Raw genomic sequence first — 22,645 nt, 5'->3', positions numbered from 1 at the left:
GGCAAAGCGCAGCGTCGCCGACCGGCTCCACCGGATCAGGCGTCGGCTCCCAGCTTATAGCCCGACCCGCGCACCGTATGCAGCAGCCGGCGTTCCTCACCCTCGTCGATCTTGCGCCGCAGCCGGCTGATATGCACGTCGGTCACGTTGCTGCCCGGATCGAAATGATAGTCCCACACGCCCTCCAGCAACATGGTGCGGGTCACCACCTGCCCGGCATGGCGCAGCAGATATTCGAGCAGCCGGAACTCGCGCGGTTGCAGGTCGATGACCCGCGTCCCCCGCCGCACCCGCCGGGCAAGCAGATCCATCTCCAGATCGTCGCAGACGAGCTTCGTCTCGACCGCCGGCCCGCCCGCCTGTTGCCGCCGGGTCAGCAGCCGGACGCGGGCGAGCAGTTCGGCGAACACGAACGGCTTGGTCAGATAGTCGTCGGCCCCCTGGGTCAGCCCGGCGACCCGGTCGTCGGGCGATCCCATGGCCGACAGGATCAGCACCGGCGTAGCGACCCCGGCGGCCCGCATCGCCGCGACCGCCGCCATGCCGTCCATCTGCGGCAGCATCCGGTCCATGACGATACAGTCGTAGCCGCCGTCAATGGCATGGAACAGCCCGTCGCGCCCGTTGGTGGCGCGATCGACGTTGAACCCGGCCTCGGTCAGCCCCTTGGCGATATAGCTGGCGGTTTGTTCATCGTCCTCGACGATCAGGATCTTCACCTTGGCCCTCCGTTGGTCGCCGCCATATCAGCGTGCGGCCCACGCCGTCACCCCTTGCCGCGACATGCAGGCGCGCGACGCCGTCGCCCTCCGCACGCAGCAGCATGTCCGGCGTCGGCGCGCCCGATCCGTCGACCCGGTCGATCACATCGCCGACGCGCAGCCCCGCTTGTGCAGAGGCGCCACCAGTCTCCAGGCTGGTGACGATCAACCCGTCCGGCGCCTGGGTAACGGACAGCGTCGCGCCGCCGGCCGTCACTGCGCTCCGCCCGCTGGCAAGGACGCTGGGTCCGACCAGGGCAAGGGCGACCAGACCGCTCAGCGCGATCCCGCGTACCGGCATTCCCGACCTGCGCCCGATCGCGTCCATCGCCACCTCCTTCGCCGCCACCCTGCGCCATGCCGGGCGTCCGGCGGATGGGCGGCACATGAAGATCGCGTCATCTTCGCACCTGCGAAGGTTGACATGCGCGCGGCGGCGTGGAGGAAGATGGCGCCCATGAAATCCCCGCGATCGCGCCCGTCCCGGCGCATCACCATCGTCGATGTCGCGCGCCATGCGGCGGTATCGACGAAAACCGTGTCCCGCGTGCTGAACGGCGAACCGCACGTCACCGATGCGGTGCGCGACCGGGTGCGCGAAGCGGTGCGCGTGCTCGACTATCACCCCAACATCATGGCGCAGGGGCTGGCGCGGCAACGCTCCTACCTGATCGGGCTGGTCTATGAAAATCCCTCGCCCAGCTATGGCGTCGACCTGCAGATGGGCGTGCTCGACCGGTTGCGCGGCGAACGCTACCGGCTGGTCGTGCTGCCGGTGCGTTCGGTCAACGACCATGCGGATGAGGTCGTCGGTCTGCTGCGCTCGGCCGCGATCGACGGCGTGGTGCTCGCCCCGCCGGCATCCGACAGCCGCCGCATCCTCGACGAACTGGTCGGGATCGGGATGCCGTTCGCCCGCATCTCGCCGACCCAGTTCGACGATATCGTGCCGGGCGTCGTCGTCGACGACGTGGTCGCCGCGGCCGAAGTCGCCGGCGCCGTCCTGGCGCAGGGCCATCGCCGCATCGGCATCATCAAGGGCGATCCGACCCATGCCGCCAGCAGCGCGCGCATGACCGGCTATGCCGACGCCTTCGCCGCCGCCGGCGCTCGGATCGATCCGACGCGGGTCATCGACGGCCTGTTCACCTTCGATTCGGGCTTTGCCGCCGCGCGGACCCTGCTCGACCGGCCCGACCGGCCGACCGCGATCCTTGCCCAGAACGACGACATGGCGGTCGGCGCGCTGATGGCCGCGCGCGAACTGGGCATCGACGTGCCGCGCGACCTGTCGATCGTCGGGTTCGATGATTCGGAAATCGCCCGCATCACCTGGCCGCGCATCACCACCATGCGCCAGCCGGTGTTCGACATGGCGGTCAGCGCGACGTCGTTGCTGCTCGATCAGCTGTCCGGCACGCCGGTCCCGGCGACCATCGCCCACGAACACCGCCTGATCCTGCGGGAATCGATCGCGCCTCCGCCGGTCGCTGGGGGGTAGCATCGCGGCACGACAGCCAATACAGCACGCTACAGCGATATGTCGGTCGGCCTGACCCGCATATCATCGAAGGAGAGGTCCGGGTCGTTCCGTCATCCACGGAACGGGGCCGCCAGGGTTTAAGGGAACCGGTAGATGACCGACGAGACACAGATGGTTGCAGCCCTCGACGCGCGGGTGCGCCGACGCGAGGAACGCCGGGACTTCTTCCGTGCCTTTGGCGCGGTGGCGGCGGTCGGCACCGGCCTCGCGCTGACCTCGTGCGGCGGCAACGACGACAACTCGCCCACCCCGACGCCCAGCGGCACGCCGACGCCGACCCCGACGCCGACCGCAACGAACAGCAGCGGTTTCACCGACCTCGACGTGCTGAACTTCGCGCTGAACCTCGAATATCTCGAAGCGCAATTCTATGCGTTCGCCGCCAACGGCACCGGCCTGGCTGCCACGCTGCTGACCGGCACCGGCACCGCCGGGACCGTGACCGGCGGCAAGAAGGCCAATCTGAGCGACCCGATCGTCGCCAACTATGCCCGCGAAATCGCACAGGACGAAGTGGCGCACGTCGAATTCCTGCGCAACGCGCTGGGCACCGGGGCAATCGCGATGCCGAACATCGACATCAGCGCGACCGCGACCAGCGCCTTTTCGAACGCCGCGCGTGCCGCCGGCCTGATCGGTCAGGGCGCGACGTTCGATCCCTATGAGAATGACGACAATTTCCTGCTCGCCGCCTTCCTGTTCGAGGATGTCGGCGTCACCGCCTATCGCGGCGCGATGGGCGGCATCGCCAACGCGCTGATCCGTCAGGCGGCGTCGGGCATCCTCGCCGCCGAATCCTATCACGCGGCGATGATCCGCTCGGCACTGTACATGCGCGGGCTGACCACCCCGACGCTGATCGATTCGACCGAAGCGATCTCGAAGGCGCGCGACGATCTCGACGGCGCCAGCGACATCGATCAGGGCGTGCGCCCGATCGAGGACCAGTCGAACATCATGCCGTTCGATTCCACCAACGGCCTCCCCTATGGCCGCACCACCGGACAGGTGCTCAACATCGCCTATCTGAACCGGAACGCCGTCACGACGGGCGGCTTCTTCCCCGCCGGTGTCAACGGCGCCATCAAGTCCAGCGCGGCGAACTGAGCCTTTCGGGAGCGACCCAGATGACCAACGAATCGATCCTGTCGGTGCTCGACACCAACGATAGCCGCCGCGCCGATCGCCGCGACTTCCTGCGCAGCGCGGGCAGCGTGTCGGCCGTCATGGCCGGCGCGTCGCTGCTCGCTGCCTGTGGCGGGAACAACAGCAACCCGGCCCCGACGCCCACCCCCACGCCGACTGCAACGACGTCGCCCACGCCGACGCCGTCCTCGACGCCGCTGACCGATGCCGATGTGCTGAACTTCGCGCTGAACCTCGCCTATCTCGAGGCGCAGTATTTCAGCGTCGTCACGACCGGCGCCGGCCTGTCCGCCGACCTGCTGACCGGAGCCGGCACCGCCGGGGCCGCCAGCGGCGGGCGCCAGCGCGTGTTCGCCGATCCCGTCCTCGGCCAGTTCGCGCGCGAAATCGCCGCCGACACCCGGGCACAGGTCGCGCTGCTGCGCCGCACGATCGGGACCCCGGTCATCGCCCAGCCGGCGATCGACCTCGGCGTCACCGCGACCAGCGCTTTCTCGAACCTTGCCCGGACGGCGGGGCTCATCACCGGCACGGCGGCGACCTATGACGTCTATGCCACCGACGAACAGGTCATGCTCGGCGCGTTCGTGTTCGCCGACGTCGCCGTCACCGCCTATCGCGGCATCACCGCCGGCGTGACCGGCGCGGCGTTCATCGACGCGATTGCGGGCATGGTCTCGGCCAAGGCCTATCATGCCGGCCTGATCCGCGCTGCGCTGTATCGCAAGGGCATCGCCACCCCGGCGATCCTCGATGCGACCGAAGCCCTGTCGAAGGCCCGCGACGACCTCGAAGGTGCCAACGACACCGATCAGGGGGTGAAGCCGGTCAACAACGCGTCGAACATCGTGCCGACCGACGGCAGCGCGCTGACCTTCAGCCGCCTGCCGGCGCAGGTGCTCAACATCCATTACCTGACCCGCGCCTCGGTCTCGGCCGGCGGCTTCTTCCCGGCGGGGGTCAATGGCGCGCTGAAGACCAGCAACGCCGTCTAACGTCTGATTTCGGGAGCGTATCGCATGGCCCCTCCGACCAGCGCAGACGCTCCCGAGCGGCGCCCCAGCCTGCCCGGCTCGTTTCGCACCGTGCCGGTTCCAGCCGGCGCCGGGCAGTTCTGGCGCAAGCTCGGTGCCTTTGCCGGCCCCGGCTATCTCGTCGCGGTCGGCTATATGGACCCGGGCAACTGGGCGACCGACATCGCCGGCGGTTCGGCGTTCGGCTATACGCTGTTGTCGGTCATCCTGCTGTCGAACATCATGGCGATGGTGCTGCAATCGCTGTCGGCCAAGCTCGGCATCGTCACCGGCCTCGACCTCGCCCAGGCGTGTCGCGAATATTATCCCTCGCCGATCCGCTGGGTCCTGTGGGTGCTGTGCGAGCTGGCGATCATCGCCTGCGACCTTGCGGAGGTCATCGGCACCGCCATCGCGCTGCAACTGCTCTTCGGTATCCCGCTCGTCTGGGGCGTGTGCATCACCGCCGTCGACGTGATGCTGATCCTGCTGCTCCAGCAATATGGCTTTCGCAAGCTGGAAGCGTTCATCGTCGCGCTGCTCATCATCATCGCCGGCTGCTTCGCGGTGGAACTGTTCCTCGCGCAACCCTCGCTCGCCGCGATCGCCGAGGGGCTGATCCCGCGAACCGAGATCGTGACCAATCCGGCGATGCTCTACATCGCGATCGGCATTCTCGGCGCGACCGTGATGCCGCACAACCTCTATCTGCACTCCTCGATCGTGCAGACGCGCAGCTTCGATCGGACGCCGGAGGGTCGGCGTGAGGCGGTGAAGTTGGCGACGATCGACAGCTCGGTCGCGCTGATGCTCGCGCTGTTCATCAACGGATCGATCCTGATCCTCGCCGCTGCGACCTTCCACACCGCGGGCCGCACCGACGTCGCCGAAATCCAGGACGCCTATCAGCTGCTGACCCCGATGCTGGGTGCCGGTGCCGCCAGCATCCTGTTCGCGGTCGCGCTGCTCGCCTCGGGCCAGAACTCGACCATCACCGGGACGCTCGCCGGACAGATCGTGATGGAAGGGTTCCTCAACATCCGCCTGCCGGCGTGGATCCGCCGGATCGTCACCCGGCTGATCGCGATCGTCCCCGCCGTCATCGTCGCCAGCCTCTATGGCGAAAGCGGCACGGCGCAGCTGCTGATCGCCAGCCAGGTCGTGCTGAGCCTCCAGCTGCCCTTCGCCGTCTATCCGCTGGTCCGCTTCACCGGCGACCGGGGCAAGATGGGCGACTTCGCCAACCGCCCGGTACTGGCGCTGGCCGCATGGGTCATCTGCGCGGCGGTGATCGTGCTCAACTTGGTGCTGCTCTATCAGGTCGTGACCGGCTGACTTTCCTACTTGGCCGAAACATGCATGCTGTTCCGGCTCTTTGACATTGCCCGGCACCGCTCGACGCACCGATTGAACCACAAGTGTCGACTTCCACGCCGAAGTTGCCCTGCAAGTCATTGCAGAACAACGAAATCTGGTCGTTATAAACTTCGACGTACCGTAACCTTCGCCAACTTTCGCCGCTGGACAGTGATTACGGTTGCGCTATGAAACTCATATGGCGCTTCCTTCTCTCTTCGACAGGCTGACGATCCCGGTCATCGGGTCGCCGCTGTTCATCATCTCCGGCCCCGATCTGGTCATCGCCCAGTGCAAGGCCGGGATCGTCGGCTCCTTCCCGGCGCTGAACGCCCGGCCGCAGGCGCAGCTCGACGAATGGCTCCACCGCATTACAGAGGAACTGGCCGCCCACGACCGCGCCAACCCGGACCGCCCCGCCGCGCCCTTCGCGGTCAACCAGATCGTCCACCGCTCCAACGACCGGCTGGAGGCGGACCTGACGACCTGCGCCAAATGGAAGGTGCCGATCGTCATCACCTCGCTCGGCGCGCGCGAGGACCTGAACACCGCCGTCCAGGGCTGGGGCGGGATCACGCTGCACGACGTCATCGACGACCGCTTCGCCCACAAGGCGGTGGAAAAGGGCGCCGATGGCCTGATCCTCGTCTGCACCGGCGCCGGCGGCCATGCCGGCCGCCTGAACCCCTTCGCCTTCACGCAGGAGGTTCGCCAGTGGTTCGACGGCCCGCTGGCGCTGTCGGGCGCGATCGCCAATGGCGGCGCGGTGCTCGCGGCCCAAGCGGCGGGCGCCGACCTCGCCTATGTCGGCTCCCCCTTCATCGCCACCGCCGAAGCCAATGCCGTCGCCGCCTACAAGCAGGCGGTGGTCGACGGCCGGGCGGACGATATCGTCTACAGCAACCTCTTCACCGGGGTGCACGGCAATTATCTTCGCGCCTCGATCGTCGCCGCCGGCCTCGATCCCGACGCCCTGCCCGACAGCGACGCCTCGAAGATGAATTTCGGGTCCGGCGCAAAGGCTTGGAAGGACATCTGGGGCGCGGGCCAGGGCATCGGTGCGGTCGATGCCGTCCTGCCCGCCGCCGACCGTATCGCGCGCATGGCGGAGGAATATCGCGCCGCCCGCACCCGGCTGGCGCTATAGCTGCATCGCCAGCCGTTCGAACATCGCCCGCGCCGGGCTGGCCGGCGGCGGGCTGGTCTTCGACCGCTCGATCCGTTCCGCCCGGCGATACAGGTCGAGGCTGGCGCGGATCAGCACCTGCGTCCCCGCCGGCATCGTCTCCAGCACCTCGTCCTCGGTCACCGGCGACGTGGCCAGCGCGCGCAGCGGATCCTCGGCCAGGTCCGGCGCCATCTCGCCCGCATCGATCGCGCGCTGGGTCAGCAGCCACGCGATGACGTGCATCAGCCGCGTCGTGATCTTGAGCGATTCGCACGACAGCACCACCCGCGCCATCGGGTCGAGCAGCGCGCGTTCCGCCTGTCCGGCATCGTTGAAATAGGATCGCGCCTCGTCGGCCAGCAGCATGGCTTCGACGTACAGCGAATCGATCAGTCGGCGTTGAACGTCCGCCCCGTGTCCGGCTGGTCCCATGATCCGCTGGATGCCACGCCCTGCCGCCGGACGACAAGCGCCCGATGACGCGCGACCGTCCCTGAACGAACCAACCGGGCGGTTCAGGCGATGATGTCGGGGATCAGCTGGTCCTCGATCGCCGCGATCTCGTCGCGCAGGCGCAGCTTACGCCGCTTCAGCCGGGCGATTTGCAACTGGTCGACCTGCGCCGCCATGCCCAGCGCCGCGATCGCATCGTCGAGGTCGCGATGCTCGATCCGCAGCAGCCCCAGACGCTGTTCAAGGTCCGATTCGTCCATCGCGGTCCACTCTCGCTTGGCGCTTGGCCGCTGGCAACGGCCCGTCGGTCATTTTCGCACGCCATGTCGAAAAAGCCGCTCGCGGCATGGCGACAATCGTCGGCGGCTGTGTTCTATTCATTCCCCCAACAGCCAAGCAGGAGGATGCAACGATGCAGTCTGCCCACCTCACCGCCCTCGAAGCGAAACATGCGACGCTCGATCGTCAGATCGCCGCCGAAACGCAGCGTCCTTCCCCCGACCAGGCGCTGCTGTCCTCGCTGAAGAAGCGCAAGCTGATGGTGAAGCAGGAGATGACGGCGCTGTAACGCGACGACCTGCGCGGGGCCCTGCCGGCCCCGCGCCTTGTCGTGCGCTCAATCCTCGCGCGATACCTTTTCCTGGCGTTCGTGGCGGCTCTGCGCCTCGACCGTCATCGTCGCGATGGGGCGGGCTTCCAGCCGGCCCAGCGCGATCGGCTCCCCGGTGACTTCGCAATAGCCATATTCGCCATCGTCGATCCGGCGCAGCGCCGCCTCGATCTTGGCGATCAGCTTGCGCTGGCGATCACGGGTGCGCAGTTCGATCGAAAAGTCGGTCTCGCTCGATGCGCGGTCGGTCAGGTCGGCCTCGCGCAGCGATTCGTTCTGCAGATGCGCCAGCGTGTCCTGCGCCTCGCGGTGGATTGCGTCCTTCCATGCCAGCAGTTTGGCCCGGAAATAGGCCTGCTGACGGGGGTTCATGAACGGTTCGTCCGCATGGGGACGATATCCGGTGCCATCGTCGTTCGCCGGCGGCGGTGGCATGTCGAGAGGTTGTTTCGTGTCGCTCAAAACCGTGGCCATCCCCATTCTCCACCCAGGGGCGTCCCTCTACGAAGCCCGCGGGGTCGCCCTCTCTTGTCCCGCGCGCCTATATCGAGCGGGGGGCGGCTCCACAAGCGTTGCGGAACATGGGACATTGTTCCCGTCGCATCGCCGACGGGTCCGTATCGTACCGGTGTGACTCGTCGTCCCTTTACGGTACGTTAACCGTAGCGAAGTGCTGGCGTAGCGCGCATTTCAGAAATATGACCGCGGGAATAGGTCACATTGGCTTGAACTTTACGGTTTCTTTCGCCTTGGTGATGCAGGACGGACCCGCGCGATGCTCTCGGGCACGTAGTCGGGGTTCTTTGGGAAGAGTGGTGCTGCATGTCGGTAAAGATGGCATTGGCGAAATTATGCGCATGTGCCTGTGGCGGTGCCGTCATCGGCGGCGGCGCGGTGCACGTCGCCGAATCGTCGCAACATCGTGAGATCACGAAGCGCGCCATCACCAAACGCGTCATCACGAAGCGAGTCGCGGCGCGCCCGGCCCCCAAGCGAGTCGTGAAGCGCATCGTCACCCGGACCAAGACCGTGTGCGCACCGACCGTCGTGACCGTCGCCAGCCAAGCCGATCCCGTGCCGCTGCCCCCCGCCTTTGCCAGCCCCGACATGCCGGTCATGCAGGGCGGCGGCTTCGCCCCCGGCCCGGTACTGGTCGGCGGCACCGGCGGCGGCGGGATCGGCGGCGGCTTCTTCGCGGGCGGCTTCTTCGGCGGCGGCGGTTCGGGCGGGTCGAGCGGGATCGTCGTATCGTCGACCTCCAGCACGAGCGGCTCCACCTCGACCTCGGCCGGTGGGTCATCGACCAGCACCGGCGGCGTGTCGAGCACCAGCAGCACGTCGTCCGCGTCGGGCGGCAGCAGCGGAAACGTGTCCAGCTCGTCCAGCGGCAATGTCTCGTCGTCGTCGAGCGGCAATGTGTCGACGTCCACCTCGTCGAGCGGGAACGTGTCGACCTCGACCTCCTCGAGCGGCAACGTCTCGACGTCGACCTCCACCTCGTCGAGCGGCAACGTATCCACCAGCACGTCGTCGGCATCGTCCGCCTCGACATCCTCGGCGACCAGCTCGTCCACCTCGTCGTCCTCCAACGGCTATCCGCCGCCCCCGCCGCCGGACAAGCCCCCGACGCCGGTGCCGGCCCCGCCGATGCTGCTGCTATTCGGTGGCGCCGCCGCGGCGCTGGTCCTGCGCAAGCGGTTCGCGCGCAAGGTGGCCAGCGACGCCGCCTGATCCCGGTCGATTGCACGACAAAACGGGCCGCGTGGAACCCCCGCGCGGCCCGTTTTCCGTTCCGGCCTTTCGGCATCAGGCGTTGGCGAGCAGCTTCTCGATCTGGTCGACCGGATGGCCGGTCAGGTCCTTGTCGAGTTCGCCGGCCAGCTTGTCGCTGACCGCCTTGTGATAATGTTTGCGCATCTCGCCCAGCGTCTTGGGCGGGGCGACGATGATCAGCGATTCGAACTCGTTCGCCAGCGCACGCTTGCGCAGCAGCTCGGCCGCTTCCGCCGCGAACCGGTCCTCGGCCTGCTGATGGAAATCGACCTCCCCCATCGTGCCGCCGGTGGTCGACGACGCCTGACCCGCCGCATCGGTCTTCTGGTGGCGGTCGGCGGGATTGGCCTGCAGCTTCTGATCCTCGACGATCAGGTTCGGCATGTCCGCATCGCCTTCGTTGCGAAAGAACAGCATCTTGCGCCCGTCCGCGACCAATATGCAGGCGTCATGGGGTATCCGCATCGTCCATCTCCTTATGGCTGTCCGGGCGAATGAACGCGCCGATGGGCGGGGCGGTTGCGGCTTGCATGGCTCGGCTGGCCTCGCCATAGCCCCGCCATGCACGATATCCGCCTGATCCGCGACGATCCCGCCGCCTTCGACGCCGCCCTTGCCCGCCGGGGTCTCGACCCGCGATCGGCCGAGATCGTGGCGCTCGACGAGCGCCGCCGCGCGCTTCAGACCGAGATCCAGACCGCTCAGGCGCGCCGCAACGAAGCATCGAAGGCGATCGGGGCAGCCAAGGCGAAGCGGGACGAGGACACTGCCGCAATGCTGATGGCCGAAGTCGCCACGCTGAAGGATCGGATGCTCGCGGCCGAGCTGGAGGAGGCGTCGCTCGCCAGCGAACTGCGCGGCGTTCTCTCGATCGTCCCCAACCTGCCGCTCGCCGATGTGCCCCAGGGCGCGGACGAGGACGATAACGTCGTCGAAAAGACCGTAGGCGATCCGACTGCCTTCGGCTTCGATCCTGCCGAGCATGACGCGATCGGCCCGGCCATCGGCCTCGATTTCGAAACCGGGGTCAAGCTGTCGGGCGCGCGCTTCACGCTGGTGCGCGGCGCGGCAGCCAAGCTGCACCGTGCGCTCGGCCAGTTCATGCTCGACACGCTGACCGGCATCCATGGCTATGAGGAGGTCGTGCCGCCGGTGCTGGTGCGTAGCGACGCGCTCTATGGCACAGGACAGCTGCCCAAATTCGCCGAGGACCTGTTCCGGACGACGGAAGAACATTGGCTGATCCCGACCGCCGAAGTGTCGCTGACCAATATCGTCGCAGGCGACATCCTCGCCGAGCGCGAGCTGCCGCTGCGCTTCACCGCGCTGACCATGTGCTTCCGTTCGGAAGCTGGTGCCGCGGGACGCGACACGCGCGGCTTCATCCGCCAGCACCAGTTCGAAAAGGCGGAAATGGTATCGATCACCACGCCGGAGCAGTCGGACGCGGAACATGAACGCATGACCCAGGCGGCCGAGGATATCCTCAACCGTCTCGTCCTTCCGTTCCGCCGCATGAAGCTGTGCACCGGCGACATGGGCTTCTCGGCCGCACGCACCTACGACCTCGAAGTCTGGCTGCCCGGCCAGCAGCGCTATCGCGAAATTTCGAGCTGCTCGACCTGCACCGACTTCCAGGCGCGCCGCATGAACGCACGCTATCGCCCGGAGGGGGAGAAGGCGACCCGCTTCGTCCATACCCTCAACGGTTCGGGCCTTGCGGTCGGGCGGACGCTGGTCGCGGTGCTGGAGAACTACCAGCAGGCCGACGGATCGGTCGTCGTGCCCGACGTGCTGCGCCGCTATGTCGGGCAGGACGTTCTGGCGCCCGCACGCTGACGGCTTTCCCGCTGCGGCGGCCATGGTTAAGGTCGCGTCGGGGATGACGGGCAAGGGGTTGGCGATGAAGGTCGGAACGCGGAGCGCGGCGGCGCTGATTGTCATGGGCCTGGCCAGCGGGTGCATCCCTGCCTCGCCCGGCTACGATCCTGCCCCGGCCCTGCCACAGGCGCCGCCGGTCGCCGCGCCCGGCACCCCGCCTGCGACCAAGCCGGAAGGCGACGGCGTCACCGCACTTCCCTCCCCGCCGCCGGCCTGGGAGGCACGTCGCGTCGTCGCCAATGCCCACAGCATCGCCGAAAGCAGCTACGTCGTCCGGCCCGGCGATACGCTGCGCGGTATCGCCAACGCGACCGGCGCCGGATCGGAAGCGATCGCCCGCGCCAACAACCTGCCCGCACCCTTCACCATCCGCGCCGGACAGCGCCTGACCATTCCCGACGGCCGCTATCATACCGTGCATGAGGGCGAGACCGGCATCGCCATCGCCCGCGCTTACGGCGTCGACTGGTCGCGGATCGTCACCGCCAATGCCCTGACCGAACCCTATATCCTGCGTACCGGACAGCGCATCCTGATTCCCGGCGATGCCTTGCCGCGCTCCGCCGCCGAACGCGCCGCCGCGTTCCGGCTCGACATCGACGACATCCTCACCGGCGGCGAACCGGCAATCAAGCCGAACGAAAAGCCAGTGGTCGCGGTGACCTCGCCCAAACGCGTCCTGCCCTCGACCGCCGCCATCGCCGCGCCGACCACGACGCCCGGCACCTTCGCCTGGCCGGTCGATGGCCGGCTGTTCAAGCGATTCGGCGCCGGCGCCAGCGGGGAGCGCAATGACGGCATCAAGATCGCGGTGCCGCTGGACACCCCCATCGGCGCAGCGGCGGACGGCACCGTCGCCTATGTGGGGACCGGCGTGCCGGGGCTGGGCGGCGTGGTCATCGTCCGCCACGGCGGCGGGCTGACCACCGTCTACGGCCATGCCAGCCAGTTGCTCGTCCAGCGCGGGCAGGCGGTGAAGAAGGGGCAGAAGATCGCCCTGTCCGGCGATTCGGGCTTTGCCGACCGGCCGATGGTCCATTTCGAGATGCGTTCGGGCCGCACCCCGGTCGATCCGCTCACCCGGTTGCCGCGCCGGTGAGAGCGCCCGGCCGGCGCGCGATCCTGCGCCAGTCGTCGTCGCTGCCGGTCTGGGCCTCGATCCTGTGGCGGGTCGTCGCGGTGCTGGCGCTGGTCGGGATCGCCATCGGCGTCCACTGGTTCGACCGCGCGGGGCTGCGCGACAATTACGACGGGTCGGTCAGCTTCATCGACGTCATCTATTTCACGATGATCTCGATCACGACGACCGGCTATGGCGACATCGCACCGGTCACCGAACGCGCGCGACTTTTCGATGCGTTGATCGTTTCGCCGATCCGGGTGTTCGTCGTGCTGCTGTTCATCGGCACGACCTATCAGTTCGTCTTTCGGCGCAGTTGGGAGCGTTGGCGCATGGCGCTGTTGCAGGAAAAACTTTCCGGACACATCGTCGTCGCCGGCTTCGGCAAAACCGGTTCCGAAGCGGTCGATGAACTGATTGCCCGGGGCGAGGACGCCCGCCGCATCGTCGTGATCGATCCGGTACAATCGCATCTCGATGAAGCGCAAAAGATCGGCTGCATCGTGCTGCAGGCCGATGCCACCCGCGACGCGACGCTGAACGACGTCTGCGTGGCAAAGGCACGGGCGCTGATCGTCGCGACCGGCCGCGACGACACGTCGATCCTCGTGACGCTCACCGCCCGCCACCTCGCCCCCGACCTGACGATCAGCGTCATTGTGAAGGCGGAGGACAATGAATCTCCTGCCCGGGCCGCCGGCGCGACGACCGTCATCAACCCGGTCAGCTTTGCCGGCCTGCTGCTCGCCGGATCCTGCCGCGGCCCGCATATCGCCGACTACATGCTCGACCTCGCCTCGATCGACGGCGCGGTCGCCCTGTCCGAACGCCCCGTCGCTCCGCACGAAGTCGGGCAGCCGCTGTCCGCGATCACCACCGGCCTCGGCCTGCGCATCTACCGGCAAGGTGGGAAGATCCGGTTCGACAGCCCCGAAGCCCGCAACCTGCAACCCGGCGACACGATCGTCGAAGTGGTGACCCGATAATGCCCGATGCTGCCCGTCTCTGGCCGATCCTGCTGCTGATCGCGTCGAACATCTTCATGACCTTCGCCTGGTACGGCCATCTGAAGCACAAGGGGGCGCCCCTGTTCTTCGTGATCGTCGTCAGCTGGGGCATCGCCTTTTTCGAATATTGCCTCGCCGTGCCCGCCAACCGCATCGGGTCGCAGGTCTATTCGGCGGCGCAGTTGAAGGGGATGCAGGAGGTCATCACCCTGACCGTCTTCGCGATCTTCTCGGTCGCCTATCTCGGACAGAAGATTACGGTCAATCACATGATCGGCTTCACGCTGATCGCCGGGGGCGCGTTCTTCCTGTTCCGGCAATAGGTTCCGCTGCCCCTATCATTTTTCGCCGAAATCGCTATGTGACGCGGCGATCATGGCAACTCGTCTTCCTTCGCCCCCCCGTGTCGGGATGGTTTCGCTCGGCTGTCCCAAGAACCTGGTCGACAGCGAACGCATCCTGACCAAGCTGCGCAGCGACGGCTATCAGATGTCGCCCGACTATGCCGGCGCCGACGTCGTGCTCGTCAACACCTGCGGCTTCCTCGATTCCGCCAAGGAAGAGTCGCTCGAAGCGATCGGTGAGGCGATCGCCGAAAATGGCCGCGTCATCGTCACCGGCTGCATGGGGCAGGAGGCGGAGACGATCCGCGCCCGCTTCCCGCAGGTGCTGGCCGTCACCGGCGCGCATCAATATGAGCAGGTCGTCGACGCCGTCCACGAGGCCGCGCCACCAATCCCGTCTCCCTTCGTCGATCTGGTCCCCGAAAGCGGGCTGAAGCTGACGCCGCGCCACTACAGCTATCTGAAGATCTCGGAGGGCTGCAACCACCGCTGTTCCTTCTGCATCATCCCGTCGATCCGCGGCGATCTGGTCAGCCGCCGCCCCGACGCGATTCTGCGCGAGGCGGAAAAGCTCGTCGCCGCCGGCACGAAGGAACTGCTGGTCATCAGCCAGGACACCTCGGCCTACGGCATCGACATCCGCCGCGAACCGCGTGCGTGGAAGGGGCGCGAGGTCGTGCCGCACATGACCGACCTCGCCCGCGAACTGGGCCGGATCGCGCCTTGGGTCCGGCTGCACTATGTCTATCCCTACCCCCACGTCGACAGCGTGATCCCGCTGATGGCCGAAGGACTGGTGCTCCCCTATCTCGACATTCCTTTCCAGCACGCCTCGCCGTCGGTGCTGAAGGCAATGAAGCGCCCGGCCAACGATGCCAAGGTGCTGGAGCGCCTGCGCGGCTGGCGTGAGGTCTGTCCGGACATCGCAATCCGTTCGTCGTTCGTCGTCGGCTTCCCCGGCGAGACCGAGGCCGATTTCCAGTACCTTCTCGACTGGCTGGACGAAGCGCAGCTCGACCGCGTCGGCGCTTTCCGCTTCGAGCCCGTCGAGGGCGCCGCCGCCAACGCGCTGCCCGATCCGGTGCCGGAAGAGGTCAAGGAAGAGCGCTACGCCCGGATCATGGAAAAGACCGCCGCGATCTCGGCCGCCAAGCTCGCCGCCAAGATCGGCCGCACGATAGACGTCATCATCGACGAGGTCGGCGAAGAGGGCGGCGCCACCGGTCGCAGCACCGCCGATGCACCCGGCATTGACGGCGAGGTGTTCCTGCGCGACGCCGGCCATCTGGCCCAGGGCGATATCATCAAGGTCGAGGTCGAGGACGCCGACGAACACGACCTGTACGGCGTACCGCTGACCTGAGATCCTCCCCGCTTCGCGGGGAGGGGGACCAGCCGCAGGCTGGTGGAGGGGCGTGTCCGCGCACGGAACCGTAGCGTTGCGAGCTGATCCCTCCCCGTGCCGGGGAGGATTGCGCTGATCCATGGGTCGGTCCTACATCCCACCCATGACACCGACGATCACCGCCGACCGGGGGCAGGAAGCCCGCACCATTCACCTGATCGACCCCGCCGGCTTCGACACCTGGCGTGGCGCACAACCGCCCCGCATCCGCGCCGCCGTCGCTGCCCAGCGCCTGACCCCGAAACCCGGCAAGACCGCCACCCTGCCCGGCGAACAGCCCGACGACTGGTCGGTCGTCACCATCGTCGCCGATACCACGACGCTCACCCCCTGGTGCCTCGCGCACCTTCCCGCCCAGCTTCCCCCCGACCACTACCGGCTCGCCAGCGGCACGCCCGGCGCGGCGAAGCTCGGCTGGGCCACCGCCCAATATCGCTTCACCCGGTACAGGAAGGCGGAGGATGACGCCCCCCGCATCCTGCTGTCGCGCGATCCGGCGCAAATCGACGAAGCGCTGCGACAGGCGGCGGCGACCGCCCGCGTCCGCGATCTGGTCAACACCGCCGCCGCCGATCTCGGCCCGGCCGAACTCGCTGCCGAGGCGAAAGCGCTCGGCGAAGCGCATGGCGCTACCGTCACGATCACCGCCGGTCGCGACCTCGAAACCGGCTATCCGATGATCCACGCGGTCGGAAAGGCCGCCGCAAAGGGCCGCGAACCGCGCCTGATCGAACTCACCTGGGGCAACCCGGCCCACCCGAAGGTCGCGCTGGTCGGCAAGGGCGTATGCTTCGACAGCGGAGGCCTCGACATCAAGCCATCGTCCGGCATGCGGCTGATGAAGAAGGACATGGGCGGCGCGGCACACGCGCTGGCGCTGGCCGGACTGGTGATGGAAACCCACCTGCCTGTCCGGCTCCACCTGCTCATTCCGGCGGTCGAGAACAGCGTCTCGGGCGACGCCTTCCGCCCCGGCGACGTGCTGAACAGCCGCAAGGGGCTGACGGTCGAGAATACCAATACCGATGCGGAGGGGCGCCTCATCCTCGGCGACGCGCTGACCCGTGCGTGCGAGGGAGCACCCGAACTGCTGATCGACTTCGCGACGCTGACCGGCGCGGCGCGCGTCGCGCTGGGGCCGGACCTGCCCGCGACCTTCGTCAATGACGAAGCGCTAGCCGCCGACCTGATCGCCGCCGGCACCGCCGAAGCCGACCCGCTGTGGCAGATGCCGCTCTGGGACGCCTATGACGACCTGCTCAAGTCCGACATCGCCGACATGGTCAACGCACCCGACGGCGGCATGGCCGGCGCGGTAACCGCCGCGCTGTTTCTGCGGCGCTTCGTCACGCCCGGCACGGCTTGGGCGCATCTCGACACCTTCGCCTGGCGCGCCGCCGCCAAACCGGGCCGGGCCAACGGCGGTGAAGCATATGGCCTACGCGCGGCGTGGCGATTGCTGAAGGACCGGTACGGGCAACGCTAGGACCGGACCATCCCTCTCGCTCCAAACGTCATCCCAGCGCAGGCTGGGATCTCCCGGTGATAACGCGGGACAGGAACCGCGGGAGACCCCAGCCTGCGCTGGGGTGACGTTTCGTCTCGACTACGCCGCCTCCGCCGCCTCCGTCGTCCACCCCAGATGCGGCAGCGCGATCGAGCGTTTCCCCGCCAGATCGATCCGGCACACCATCAGGTCGCGCCCCTCGATATAGGCCAGCATCCGCTTCACCCGGCCGAGCGAGCTGGTGCCATAGGTCCGCGCGATCTCCGCTTCGCTCGGGCACGGCCGCCCTTCCCGCGCCGCCCGCGCAATCAGCATGAACGCGCCGAGCATGTCGTCGGGCAGCACGTCCGCGATCGCCAGCGCCTGCGCCCATTCCTCGTCCGGTGCGTCATAAATCCCGGCGCGCGCACAGGCCAGCCGCCGCGTGAAAGCGGGCAGGTCGAGCGGCGGTCGCGGCAGGCCAACCATGCGGCAGCGCACGTCGAAATCCTGATACAGCACCGCCGCCGCGCGCTGCTGATCGCCCTCGTCCTCCACCAGCGCGCGCAGCACGTCTGCGACGATACCGTCGGTCTCGTCCGCGCTGCGTTCGGGCAGGTCGGGCGCGACGCTGGGCCGGGGAGGAGCGGCAATCGCCGCCTCCACCGCCTCGGGCGGCGCGACATGGCGGATCGGCGGTCCCAGTGGCAACATCGCCTCGACCGGGGCCAGCAACAGGTTCTTGATGTCCGCCACCGGTGCGGTCGGCAGCGGGGTCAGCTTGGGGCTGCCGCTGCGCGCCGAGGTCTGCACCGGCCCGATCTTGATCGACAACGGCCGCCGCGACACCGCCGGCCCGAGCGCGAGGAAATGGCCGCGCTGCAGGTCACGAATCGCTTCGGCCTGCCGCCGCTCCATGCCCAGCAGGTCGGCGGCACGCGCCATGTCGATGTCGAGGAAGGTCCGCCCCATCAGGAAGTTCGACGCTTCGGCTGCAACGTTCTTGGCAAGCTTCGCCAGACGCTGCGTCGCGATCACACCGGCCAGGCCGCGCTTGCGCCCGCGACACATCAGGTTGGTCATCGCCGACAGCGACGCGCGTCGCACCTCCTCAACCACCTCGCCGCCGCCCGCCGGCGCGAACAACTGCGCCTCGTCGACCACGACCAGCGCCGGATACCAATGCTCGCGCGGCGCATCGAACAGCGCGTTCAGGAACGCGGCGGCGCACTTCATCTGCCCTTCGGCCTCGAGGCCTTCGAGGCTCAGCACCACCGACGCCCGATGTTCCCGCGCGCGCGTCGCGAATTTGGCGACCTCGCGCTCGCTATGGTCCGCCGCCTCGATCACGACATGGCCGTAGGCGCCGGCCAGCGTCACGAAATCACCTTCGGGATCGATCACCACCTGCTGCACATGGCCGGCGCTGCGTTCGAGCAGCCGGCGCAACAGGTGCGACTTTCCCGACCCCGAATTGCCCTGCACCAGCAGCCGGGTGGCCAGTAATTCTTCCAGATCAAGGGGAACGGTCTTGCCCGCCGGGTCCGTCCCCATATCGACGTTCACGGTCATCGCGGGTCTTTAGGCGGTCGCGGCGTGTCGGGGCAAGCGGTTGCATCGCCATCCGTCGCACGCCATGGTGCGGGCGGGTTCGGGGAGAGATGATGCGCTTCGACACACGCTATGCCGCGCTGACGCTGGCCCTGCTGCTGACCGAAATCGCCATCGCGCTGTTCGTCCGCGACGCGATCATCCGCCCCTATGTCGGCGATGCGCTGGCGGTGGTGCTGGTCTATGCCGGGCTGCGCACGGTCACGCGCCTGCGCGTCGTCCCTGCCACCACGCTGGCGCTGCTGATCGCCTTCGTCATCGAGTTCGCGCAATATTTCCGCCTGCTCGACCAACTCGGCCTGTCAGGCAATCGCTGGGCGCGGATCATCCTGGGCAGCGGATTCGACCCGCAGGATTTCGTCGCCTACACCGCCGGTGCGGTCACCGTGCTGCTCGTCGAGCGTTACCGCCGTGCATCGCGCGCTGCCGCCGGCACGCGCACGGTCAACTCGCCCAGCGATTCGTCGAGCACGATCTGACACGCCAGCCGACTGGTCGCGACCGCCCCTTCGGCGAAATCGAGCATATCCTCCTCCTCCTCGCTTGCCGCCGGCAGCCGCGCAAAGTCCACCGGATCGACGATCACATGGCAGGTCGAACACGCCATTTGCCCGCCGCACGTGCCCTCCAACGGCAGGTCATAGGCCTGCGCCAGATCGAGCAGCCGGTCGCCCGCTGCCCCGCGCGCTTCCTCGACCCGGCCATCGGTACGGACGAACCGAACGATCATCGCTGCCCCCGCGCGGCTCGGTCGATCGCCTGCAATGCCCGCACCAAATCCTCCTCCTGCGTATAGCGCCCGAACCCGATCCGGATCGACGACCGCGCCTCGCGTTCGGTAAGGCCCAGCGCGCGCAGCACATGGCTGCTCCGCCCCGACCCGCTTGAGCAGGCCGACCCCGCCGAGAAGGCGATATCGCGGCATTCGCTCATCAATCGCGCGACGTCCAGCCCGTCCATCCGCACGTTCAGATTGCCGTGCCAGCGCGACGCCTCGCTGCCGTTCAACCCCCAGTCCGGCGCCGACAGGATCGTGCGAGCGACGCGCCACAACCGTTCGGCCTGCACCCGGTCCTCCTCCGACAGCAACGTCGCCGCGACTCCGAACCCGACGCACAGCGCGGGGCTAAGCGTACCCGACCGCAAGCCGCCCTCCTGCCCGCCGCCATGCAGGATCGCCGCCGGCTCCATGCCGTCGCGCACCCACAACCCGCCGACGCCCGTTGGGCCATAGACCTTGTGCCCCGACACCGCGATCAGGTCGCAGGCATCAACCGGCACGTCGACCCGCCCCAATCCCTGCACCGCGTCGCAAAACATGACTGCCCCGGCCGCGCGTGCCAGTTCGCGCAGCCAAGCGACCGGCTGCACCACGCCGATCTCGTTGTTGACCAGCATCGCCGCGACAATCGCGGTTCGCCCGTCGATCGCAGCGACGGCGGCGTCGCGATCGACTAGCCCGTCCCGCCCGACCGGCAGCACGACGACCTCCGCCCCCAGCGCCGCTACGGTATCGAGCACGCAGGCATGCTCGGTGGAAATCGTCACCACCTTCGGCCGCTCGGCCCCGACGCGCGCAAAGGTGCCGGTGATCGCCCAGTTCGCCGCCTCGGTCGCGCCGCTCGTGAAGAACAACCGTCCACCCGTCACACCCAGCGCCGCCGCCACCTGCCCCCGCGCGACCTCCACCGCCGCCCTGGCGCGCCGCCCCTCACGATGCGGCGAATGGGGGTTGGCATGGTGGTCGCGCAGCCACGGCACCATCGCCTCGAACGCCTCGGGTGCGAGCGGCGTCGTCGCCTGATAATCGAGGTACGTCACGCCAACGCCCTCCACGCCGCCGCGAAGTGCTCGACATCGTGCGCCGTCGTCGTCCAGCCGAAACTGACCCGGATGACCTCGCTCGCCGCCTTGGCGTCGATCCCCATGGCGGTCAGGACATGGCTGGTCTTGAGCGTCCCCGACGAACAGGCGCTTCCCGCGGACACGGCAAACCCGGCGGAATCGAGCCGCATCAGTTGCGCCCCCGCCGATCGCCCCGGCATTCGATAGGCGGCGATGGTCGGGATGCGCGGCGAAGCATCGGCAATGACCTCGCCCCCATGCTCCCGCACCACATCGTCGAGGGTATGGCGCAGTATCGCCGTGCGCTCGAACCACTCGTGCGGCGCCTCCAGCGCGGCGGCAAAGCCCAGCGCACCCGGCACATTCTCCGTACCGCCGCGATAGCCCTGCTCCTGCCCTCCGGTCGGGGTCAGCAACGCAAAGTCCCGCACCAGCAGCGCGCCGATCCCCGGCGGCCCGCCCAGCTTGTGCGCCGACACCACGATCAGGTCGGCGGGTGGCAGCGGCAGCTTGCCCGCACTTTGCGAACAATCCGCAACGAGCACGTCCGCCTTCGCCGCCACGTCCGCGAGCGGTTGGAGCACACCGGTTTCGCTATTGGCGGACTGCACCGCCAAGCGCCGACCCGGCGGCACCTGCGCGGGATCGACCAGCCCATCACCGCCGACACTGATCCGGTCGCTTCCGACCACGCGCAGCACCGCATCATGCTCGACGCTGGCAGCGACCGCATCATGACCTTTCAGCGCGATCGCGAGCGCCTCGCTCGCCCCGCTGGTCAGGATAACCTCTCCCTCCCAGCCCAGCGCCTTCGCGATCCGCGCCCGCGCATCCTCCAGCGCCCGCCTCGCCGCGCGCCCCTCGGCATGGGGGCTCGACGGATTGGCCCAGCGCGCCATGCCGTCCGCAACGGCGGCGATGGCTTCGGACCGCATCGGCGTGGTCGCGGCATGGTCGAGATAGATGCGAGTCGTCAAAACACTTCCGTTCCGATTGTCTGCGCCTATATAGCCGCGAACCATCTTCGCGCCATCGCTGCGCCTCCATCACAACAGGACGTCCCATGCCAGAAGTCATCTTCCCCGGTCCCGAAGGTCGACTGGAAGGGCGTTTCGCCCCGGCACCGCGTCCACGTGCGCCCGTTGCGATGATCCTGCACCCGCACCCCTCGTCGGGCGGGACGATGAACAACCGCATCGTGCAGGAACTCTACAAGACGTTCCAGCGCCGCGGCTTCGCGACGCTGCGCTTCAACTTCCGCGGCGTGGGCAAGAGCCAGGGGACGTTCGACAACGGCGTCGGCGAGCTGTCGGACGCCGCTTCGGCACTCGACTGGGTGCAAAGCTTCCACCCGGAAGCGCAGACGACGTGGATCGCGGGGGTCAGCTTCGGGGCATGGATCGGCATGCAGCTGCTGATGCGCCGCCCGGAAATTCGCGGCTTCATCTCGATCGCGCCGCCGGCGAACATGTACGACTTCACCTTCCTCGCGCCCTGCCCGTCGTCGGGTATCATCATCCAGGGCGACGCGGACGAGGTCGTAACGCCCGCCGCCACGCAGAAGCTGGTCGACAAGCTGCGCACGCAGCGCCACATCACGATTCACCACGACGTGATCCCAGGCGCCAACCACTTCTTCCAGAACGAAATGCCCGAACTGATGGGCAGCGTGGACAAGTATCTGGACATGCGCCTGGACCCGAACTCGCCGATTAAGTGAGACTCGGCGCAGCGGATTGGCGTTGCTAATCCGCGCCCGGCGGCGAGCCCGGCCGGCGGCGCACCAGGCGCCGACCGACGACGCGGCTTCGCCGCGTGGCCATATCCTGCTTGCCATATTCATTCACAACCATAGGGTGTCAGCAACACTCCGTTACAGGACGACCGGACCATGCTGACCTCCCTGCTGCTCGCCGCCGCCATGCAAGCCGCCCCTACACCTTCCCTCTCTCCGGCAACGGAAAAGCCGATCTGCCGCCGGGAAATCCCGATGGGATCGAACATGATGCGCAAGGTCTGTCACACCCGCGCGGAATGGGCACGGATCGACGGCGAGAATGCCAGCGCCAGCGGACAGGCGCTTCGCCAGCGGGTCAACCGGCCAGGTAGCAACAGCAACTGAG

The 22,645-nt window shown here is 67.9% G+C and carries 26 protein-coding genes; 15 read left to right on the top strand and 11 right to left on the bottom strand.

Translation table 11 applies throughout. From position 1 onward, the window contains the following. Nucleotides 1–35 precede the first annotated feature (35 nt). Both PPZ50_RS10305 and PPZ50_RS10300 read right to left on the bottom strand, forming a co-directional pair. Nucleotides 36–719, bottom strand: coding sequence for a winged helix-turn-helix domain-containing protein (locus PPZ50_RS10305; RefSeq protein WP_066687725.1), 684 nt, complete (start codon nucleotides 717–719; stop codon nucleotides 36–38). Continuing rightward, on the bottom strand, nucleotides 691–1,149 hold the full coding sequence (locus tag PPZ50_RS10300) for a PDZ domain-containing protein (RefSeq protein ID WP_126012723.1): 459 nt from the start codon (nucleotides 1,147–1,149) through the stop codon (nucleotides 691–693). The genes PPZ50_RS10305 and PPZ50_RS10300 overlap by 29 nt, the downstream gene beginning before the upstream one ends. 69 nt (nucleotides 1,150–1,218) lie before the next feature. Here PPZ50_RS10300 and PPZ50_RS10295 point away from each other — a divergent pair, with 69 nt between their 5' ends. The 5 genes from PPZ50_RS10295 (at nucleotide 1,219) to PPZ50_RS10275 (ending at nucleotide 6,966) form a co-directional block, all read left to right on the top strand. Then, nucleotides 1,219–2,262 (top strand): LacI family DNA-binding transcriptional regulator, encoded by a 1,044-nt coding sequence (locus PPZ50_RS10295; protein ID WP_084401257.1) that lies wholly within the window; start codon nucleotides 1,219–1,221, stop codon nucleotides 2,260–2,262. 135 nt (nucleotides 2,263–2,397) lie between these two features. Next, the gene (locus PPZ50_RS10290) at nucleotides 2,398–3,411 is read left to right on the top strand and encodes a ferritin-like domain-containing protein (RefSeq protein ID WP_066687720.1); all 1,014 of its coding nucleotides are present in this window, start codon (nucleotides 2,398–2,400) and stop codon (nucleotides 3,409–3,411) included. Between the two features lie 20 nt (nucleotides 3,412–3,431). After that, the gene (locus tag PPZ50_RS10285; RefSeq protein ID WP_066687717.1) at nucleotides 3,432–4,445 is read left to right on the top strand and encodes a ferritin-like domain-containing protein; all 1,014 of its coding nucleotides are present in this window, start codon (nucleotides 3,432–3,434) and stop codon (nucleotides 4,443–4,445) included. A 24-nt stretch (nucleotides 4,446–4,469) separates the two neighbouring features. After that, nucleotides 4,470–5,798, top strand: coding sequence for an Nramp family divalent metal transporter (locus PPZ50_RS10280; protein WP_066687714.1), 1,329 nt, complete (start codon nucleotides 4,470–4,472; stop codon nucleotides 5,796–5,798). Nucleotides 5,799–6,018: 220 nt separating this feature from the next. Then, the gene (locus tag PPZ50_RS10275; protein ID WP_066687712.1) at nucleotides 6,019–6,966 is read left to right on the top strand and encodes an NAD(P)H-dependent flavin oxidoreductase; all 948 of its coding nucleotides are present in this window, start codon (nucleotides 6,019–6,021) and stop codon (nucleotides 6,964–6,966) included. On the opposite strand, the gene PPZ50_RS10270 is transcribed toward PPZ50_RS10275, so the two are convergent. Then, a complete protein-coding gene (locus PPZ50_RS10270) occupies nucleotides 6,961–7,419 on the bottom strand; it encodes a DUF1465 family protein (protein ID WP_084401225.1) in 459 nt (152 codons plus the stop codon). The two genes, PPZ50_RS10275 and PPZ50_RS10270, sit on opposite strands and share 6 nt — an antisense overlap. An 83-nt stretch (nucleotides 7,420–7,502) precedes the next feature. After that, on the bottom strand, nucleotides 7,503–7,700 hold the full coding sequence (locus PPZ50_RS10265) for a YdcH family protein (RefSeq protein ID WP_066687702.1): 198 nt from the start codon (nucleotides 7,698–7,700) through the stop codon (nucleotides 7,503–7,505). Between the two features lie 86 nt (nucleotides 7,701–7,786). On the opposite strand from PPZ50_RS10265, the gene PPZ50_RS10260 reads away from it, so the two are divergent. Beyond that, on the top strand, nucleotides 7,787–8,008 hold the full coding sequence (locus PPZ50_RS10260; protein WP_336314560.1) for a YdcH family protein: 222 nt from the start codon (nucleotides 7,787–7,789) through the stop codon (nucleotides 8,006–8,008). 48 nt (nucleotides 8,009–8,056) lie between these two features. Here the strand turns inward: PPZ50_RS10260 and dksA are convergent, their stop codons facing one another. The 3 genes from dksA to PPZ50_RS10245 form a co-directional block, all read right to left on the bottom strand. Continuing rightward, the gene (gene dksA, locus PPZ50_RS10255) at nucleotides 8,057–8,524 is read right to left on the bottom strand and encodes an RNA polymerase-binding protein DksA (protein WP_055756271.1); all 468 of its coding nucleotides are present in this window, start codon (nucleotides 8,522–8,524) and stop codon (nucleotides 8,057–8,059) included. 182 nt (nucleotides 8,525–8,706) lie between these two features. After that, a complete protein-coding gene (locus PPZ50_RS10250) occupies nucleotides 8,707–9,624 on the bottom strand; it encodes a hypothetical protein (protein ID WP_232307832.1) in 918 nt (305 codons plus the stop codon). 232 nt (nucleotides 9,625–9,856) lie between these two features. Beyond that, nucleotides 9,857–10,288, bottom strand: a complete 432-nt coding sequence (locus PPZ50_RS10245; protein ID WP_066687697.1) for a host attachment family protein — start codon at nucleotides 10,286–10,288, stop codon at nucleotides 9,857–9,859. A gap of 96 nt (nucleotides 10,289–10,384) precedes the next feature. On the opposite strand from PPZ50_RS10245, the gene serS reads away from it, so the two are divergent. The 6 genes from serS (at nucleotide 10,385) to PPZ50_RS10215 (ending at nucleotide 17,066) form a co-directional block, all read left to right on the top strand. Then, complete coding sequence (gene serS / locus PPZ50_RS10240) at nucleotides 10,385–11,662, top strand: serine--tRNA ligase (protein ID WP_066687690.1); 1,278 nt, start codon at nucleotides 10,385–10,387, stop codon at nucleotides 11,660–11,662. A 64-nt stretch (nucleotides 11,663–11,726) separates the two neighbouring features. Beyond that, the gene (locus tag PPZ50_RS10235) at nucleotides 11,727–12,803 is read left to right on the top strand and encodes a M23 family metallopeptidase (RefSeq protein ID WP_066688104.1); all 1,077 of its coding nucleotides are present in this window, start codon (nucleotides 11,727–11,729) and stop codon (nucleotides 12,801–12,803) included. Next, the gene (locus PPZ50_RS10230; RefSeq protein ID WP_066687688.1) at nucleotides 12,800–13,810 is read left to right on the top strand and encodes a potassium channel family protein; all 1,011 of its coding nucleotides are present in this window, start codon (nucleotides 12,800–12,802) and stop codon (nucleotides 13,808–13,810) included. Before PPZ50_RS10235 ends, PPZ50_RS10230 begins: the two co-directional genes overlap by 4 nt. Continuing rightward, a complete protein-coding gene (locus PPZ50_RS10225) occupies nucleotides 13,810–14,154 on the top strand; it encodes a DMT family protein (RefSeq protein WP_066687686.1) in 345 nt (114 codons plus the stop codon). Before PPZ50_RS10230 ends, PPZ50_RS10225 begins: the two co-directional genes overlap by 1 nt. Before the next feature lie 52 nt (nucleotides 14,155–14,206). Beyond that, nucleotides 14,207–15,538: a 30S ribosomal protein S12 methylthiotransferase RimO gene (gene rimO / locus PPZ50_RS10220; RefSeq protein ID WP_066687684.1), complete on the top strand. Its 1,332-nt coding sequence runs from the start codon at nucleotides 14,207–14,209 to the stop codon at nucleotides 15,536–15,538. 145 nt (nucleotides 15,539–15,683) lie between these two features. Continuing rightward, nucleotides 15,684–17,066: a leucyl aminopeptidase family protein gene (locus tag PPZ50_RS10215; protein WP_066687681.1), complete on the top strand. Its 1,383-nt coding sequence runs from the start codon at nucleotides 15,684–15,686 to the stop codon at nucleotides 17,064–17,066. 120 nt (nucleotides 17,067–17,186) lie between these two features. Here PPZ50_RS10215 and PPZ50_RS10210 read toward each other — a convergent pair whose 3' ends face one another. Then, entirely contained in the window at nucleotides 17,187–18,638 is a 1,452-nt protein-coding gene (locus PPZ50_RS10210) for an ATP-binding protein (protein ID WP_066687679.1), read from the bottom strand. Between the two features lie 89 nt (nucleotides 18,639–18,727). Here PPZ50_RS10210 and PPZ50_RS10205 point away from each other — a divergent pair, with 89 nt between their 5' ends. Beyond that, entirely contained in the window at nucleotides 18,728–19,156 is a 429-nt protein-coding gene (locus tag PPZ50_RS10205) for a ribosomal maturation YjgA family protein (protein WP_272815285.1), read from the top strand. Here the strand turns inward: PPZ50_RS10205 and PPZ50_RS10200 are convergent. From PPZ50_RS10200 to PPZ50_RS10190, 3 genes are read right to left on the bottom strand one after another with little or no spacing between them, the layout of a single operon-like run. Beyond that, nucleotides 19,081–19,407, bottom strand: coding sequence for a 2Fe-2S iron-sulfur cluster-binding protein (locus tag PPZ50_RS10200; RefSeq protein WP_066687677.1), 327 nt, complete (start codon nucleotides 19,405–19,407; stop codon nucleotides 19,081–19,083). The two genes, PPZ50_RS10205 and PPZ50_RS10200, sit on opposite strands and share 76 nt — an antisense overlap. Continuing rightward, nucleotides 19,404–20,498, bottom strand: a complete 1,095-nt coding sequence (locus PPZ50_RS10195) for a cysteine desulfurase family protein (protein WP_066688102.1) — start codon at nucleotides 20,496–20,498, stop codon at nucleotides 19,404–19,406. Before PPZ50_RS10195 ends, PPZ50_RS10200 begins: the two co-directional genes overlap by 4 nt. Then, nucleotides 20,495–21,544 carry a cysteine desulfurase family protein gene (locus PPZ50_RS10190; protein WP_066687674.1) on the bottom strand — a complete coding sequence of 350 codons (1,050 nt, stop codon included), beginning with the start codon at nucleotides 21,542–21,544 and terminating at the stop codon, nucleotides 20,495–20,497. Before PPZ50_RS10190 ends, PPZ50_RS10195 begins: the two co-directional genes overlap by 4 nt. A 41-nt stretch (nucleotides 21,545–21,585) precedes the next feature. Here PPZ50_RS10190 and PPZ50_RS10185 point away from each other — a divergent pair, with 41 nt between their 5' ends. Together PPZ50_RS10185 and PPZ50_RS10180 are read left to right on the top strand one after the other, a co-directional pair. Then, a complete protein-coding gene (locus tag PPZ50_RS10185; RefSeq protein WP_066687669.1) occupies nucleotides 21,586–22,242 on the top strand; it encodes an alpha/beta hydrolase in 657 nt (218 codons plus the stop codon). Nucleotides 22,243–22,413: 171 nt separating this feature from the next. After that, nucleotides 22,414–22,644 (top strand): hypothetical protein, encoded by a 231-nt coding sequence (locus tag PPZ50_RS10180; protein WP_126012702.1) that lies wholly within the window; start codon nucleotides 22,414–22,416, stop codon nucleotides 22,642–22,644. Nucleotide 22,645: the final 1 nt, after the last annotated feature.

This window comes from Sphingomonas hankookensis (assembly GCF_028551275.1).
Classification (GTDB): domain Bacteria; phylum Pseudomonadota; class Alphaproteobacteria; order Sphingomonadales; family Sphingomonadaceae; genus Sphingomonas; species Sphingomonas hankookensis_A.
The sequence above is the reverse complement of the archived record's forward strand: the minus strand, read 5'-3'. Positions and strand labels throughout refer to the sequence as shown.

Bases quoted from the DNA above. Each gene is read 5' to 3' on its own strand.
- PPZ50_RS10190 (WP_066687674.1), bottom strand. From the start codon at position 21,544: ATGGTTCGCGGCTATATAGGCGCAGACAATCGGAACGGAAGTGTTTTG.
- PPZ50_RS10210 (WP_066687679.1), bottom strand. From the start codon at position 18,638: ATGACCGTGAACGTCGATATGGGGACGGACCCGGCGGGCAAGACCGTT.
- PPZ50_RS10290 (WP_066687720.1), top strand. From the start codon at position 2,398: ATGACCGACGAGACACAGATGGTTGCAGCCCTCGACGCGCGGGTGCGC.
- rimO (WP_066687684.1), top strand. From the start codon at position 14,207: ATGGCAACTCGTCTTCCTTCGCCCCCCCGTGTCGGGATGGTTTCGCTC.
- PPZ50_RS10295 (WP_084401257.1), top strand. From the start codon at position 1,219: ATGAAATCCCCGCGATCGCGCCCGTCCCGGCGCATCACCATCGTCGAT.
- PPZ50_RS10285 (WP_066687717.1), top strand. From the start codon at position 3,432: ATGACCAACGAATCGATCCTGTCGGTGCTCGACACCAACGATAGCCGC.
- PPZ50_RS10300 (WP_126012723.1), bottom strand. From the start codon at position 1,149: ATGTGCCGCCCATCCGCCGGACGCCCGGCATGGCGCAGGGTGGCGGCG.
- PPZ50_RS10275 (WP_066687712.1), top strand. From the start codon at position 6,019: ATGGCGCTTCCTTCTCTCTTCGACAGGCTGACGATCCCGGTCATCGGG.
- PPZ50_RS10225 (WP_066687686.1), top strand. From the start codon at position 13,810: ATGCCCGATGCTGCCCGTCTCTGGCCGATCCTGCTGCTGATCGCGTCG.
- PPZ50_RS10200 (WP_066687677.1), bottom strand. From the start codon at position 19,407: ATGATCGTTCGGTTCGTCCGTACCGATGGCCGGGTCGAGGAAGCGCGC.
- PPZ50_RS10185 (WP_066687669.1), top strand. From the start codon at position 21,586: ATGCCAGAAGTCATCTTCCCCGGTCCCGAAGGTCGACTGGAAGGGCGT.
- dksA (WP_055756271.1), bottom strand. From the start codon at position 8,524: ATGGCCACGGTTTTGAGCGACACGAAACAACCTCTCGACATGCCACCG.
- PPZ50_RS10205 (WP_272815285.1), top strand. From the start codon at position 18,728: ATGATGCGCTTCGACACACGCTATGCCGCGCTGACGCTGGCCCTGCTG.
- PPZ50_RS10280 (WP_066687714.1), top strand. From the start codon at position 4,470: ATGGCCCCTCCGACCAGCGCAGACGCTCCCGAGCGGCGCCCCAGCCTG.
- PPZ50_RS10260 (WP_336314560.1), top strand. From the start codon at position 7,787: ATGGCGACAATCGTCGGCGGCTGTGTTCTATTCATTCCCCCAACAGCC.
- PPZ50_RS10215 (WP_066687681.1), top strand. From the start codon at position 15,684: ATGACACCGACGATCACCGCCGACCGGGGGCAGGAAGCCCGCACCATT.
- serS (WP_066687690.1), top strand. From the start codon at position 10,385: ATGCACGATATCCGCCTGATCCGCGACGATCCCGCCGCCTTCGACGCC.
- PPZ50_RS10270 (WP_084401225.1), bottom strand. From the start codon at position 7,419: ATGGGACCAGCCGGACACGGGGCGGACGTTCAACGCCGACTGATCGAT.
- PPZ50_RS10180 (WP_126012702.1), top strand. From the start codon at position 22,414: ATGCTGACCTCCCTGCTGCTCGCCGCCGCCATGCAAGCCGCCCCTACA.
- PPZ50_RS10245 (WP_066687697.1), bottom strand. From the start codon at position 10,288: ATGCGGATACCCCATGACGCCTGCATATTGGTCGCGGACGGGCGCAAG.
- PPZ50_RS10235 (WP_066688104.1), top strand. From the start codon at position 11,727: ATGAAGGTCGGAACGCGGAGCGCGGCGGCGCTGATTGTCATGGGCCTG.
- PPZ50_RS10265 (WP_066687702.1), bottom strand. From the start codon at position 7,700: ATGGACGAATCGGACCTTGAACAGCGTCTGGGGCTGCTGCGGATCGAG.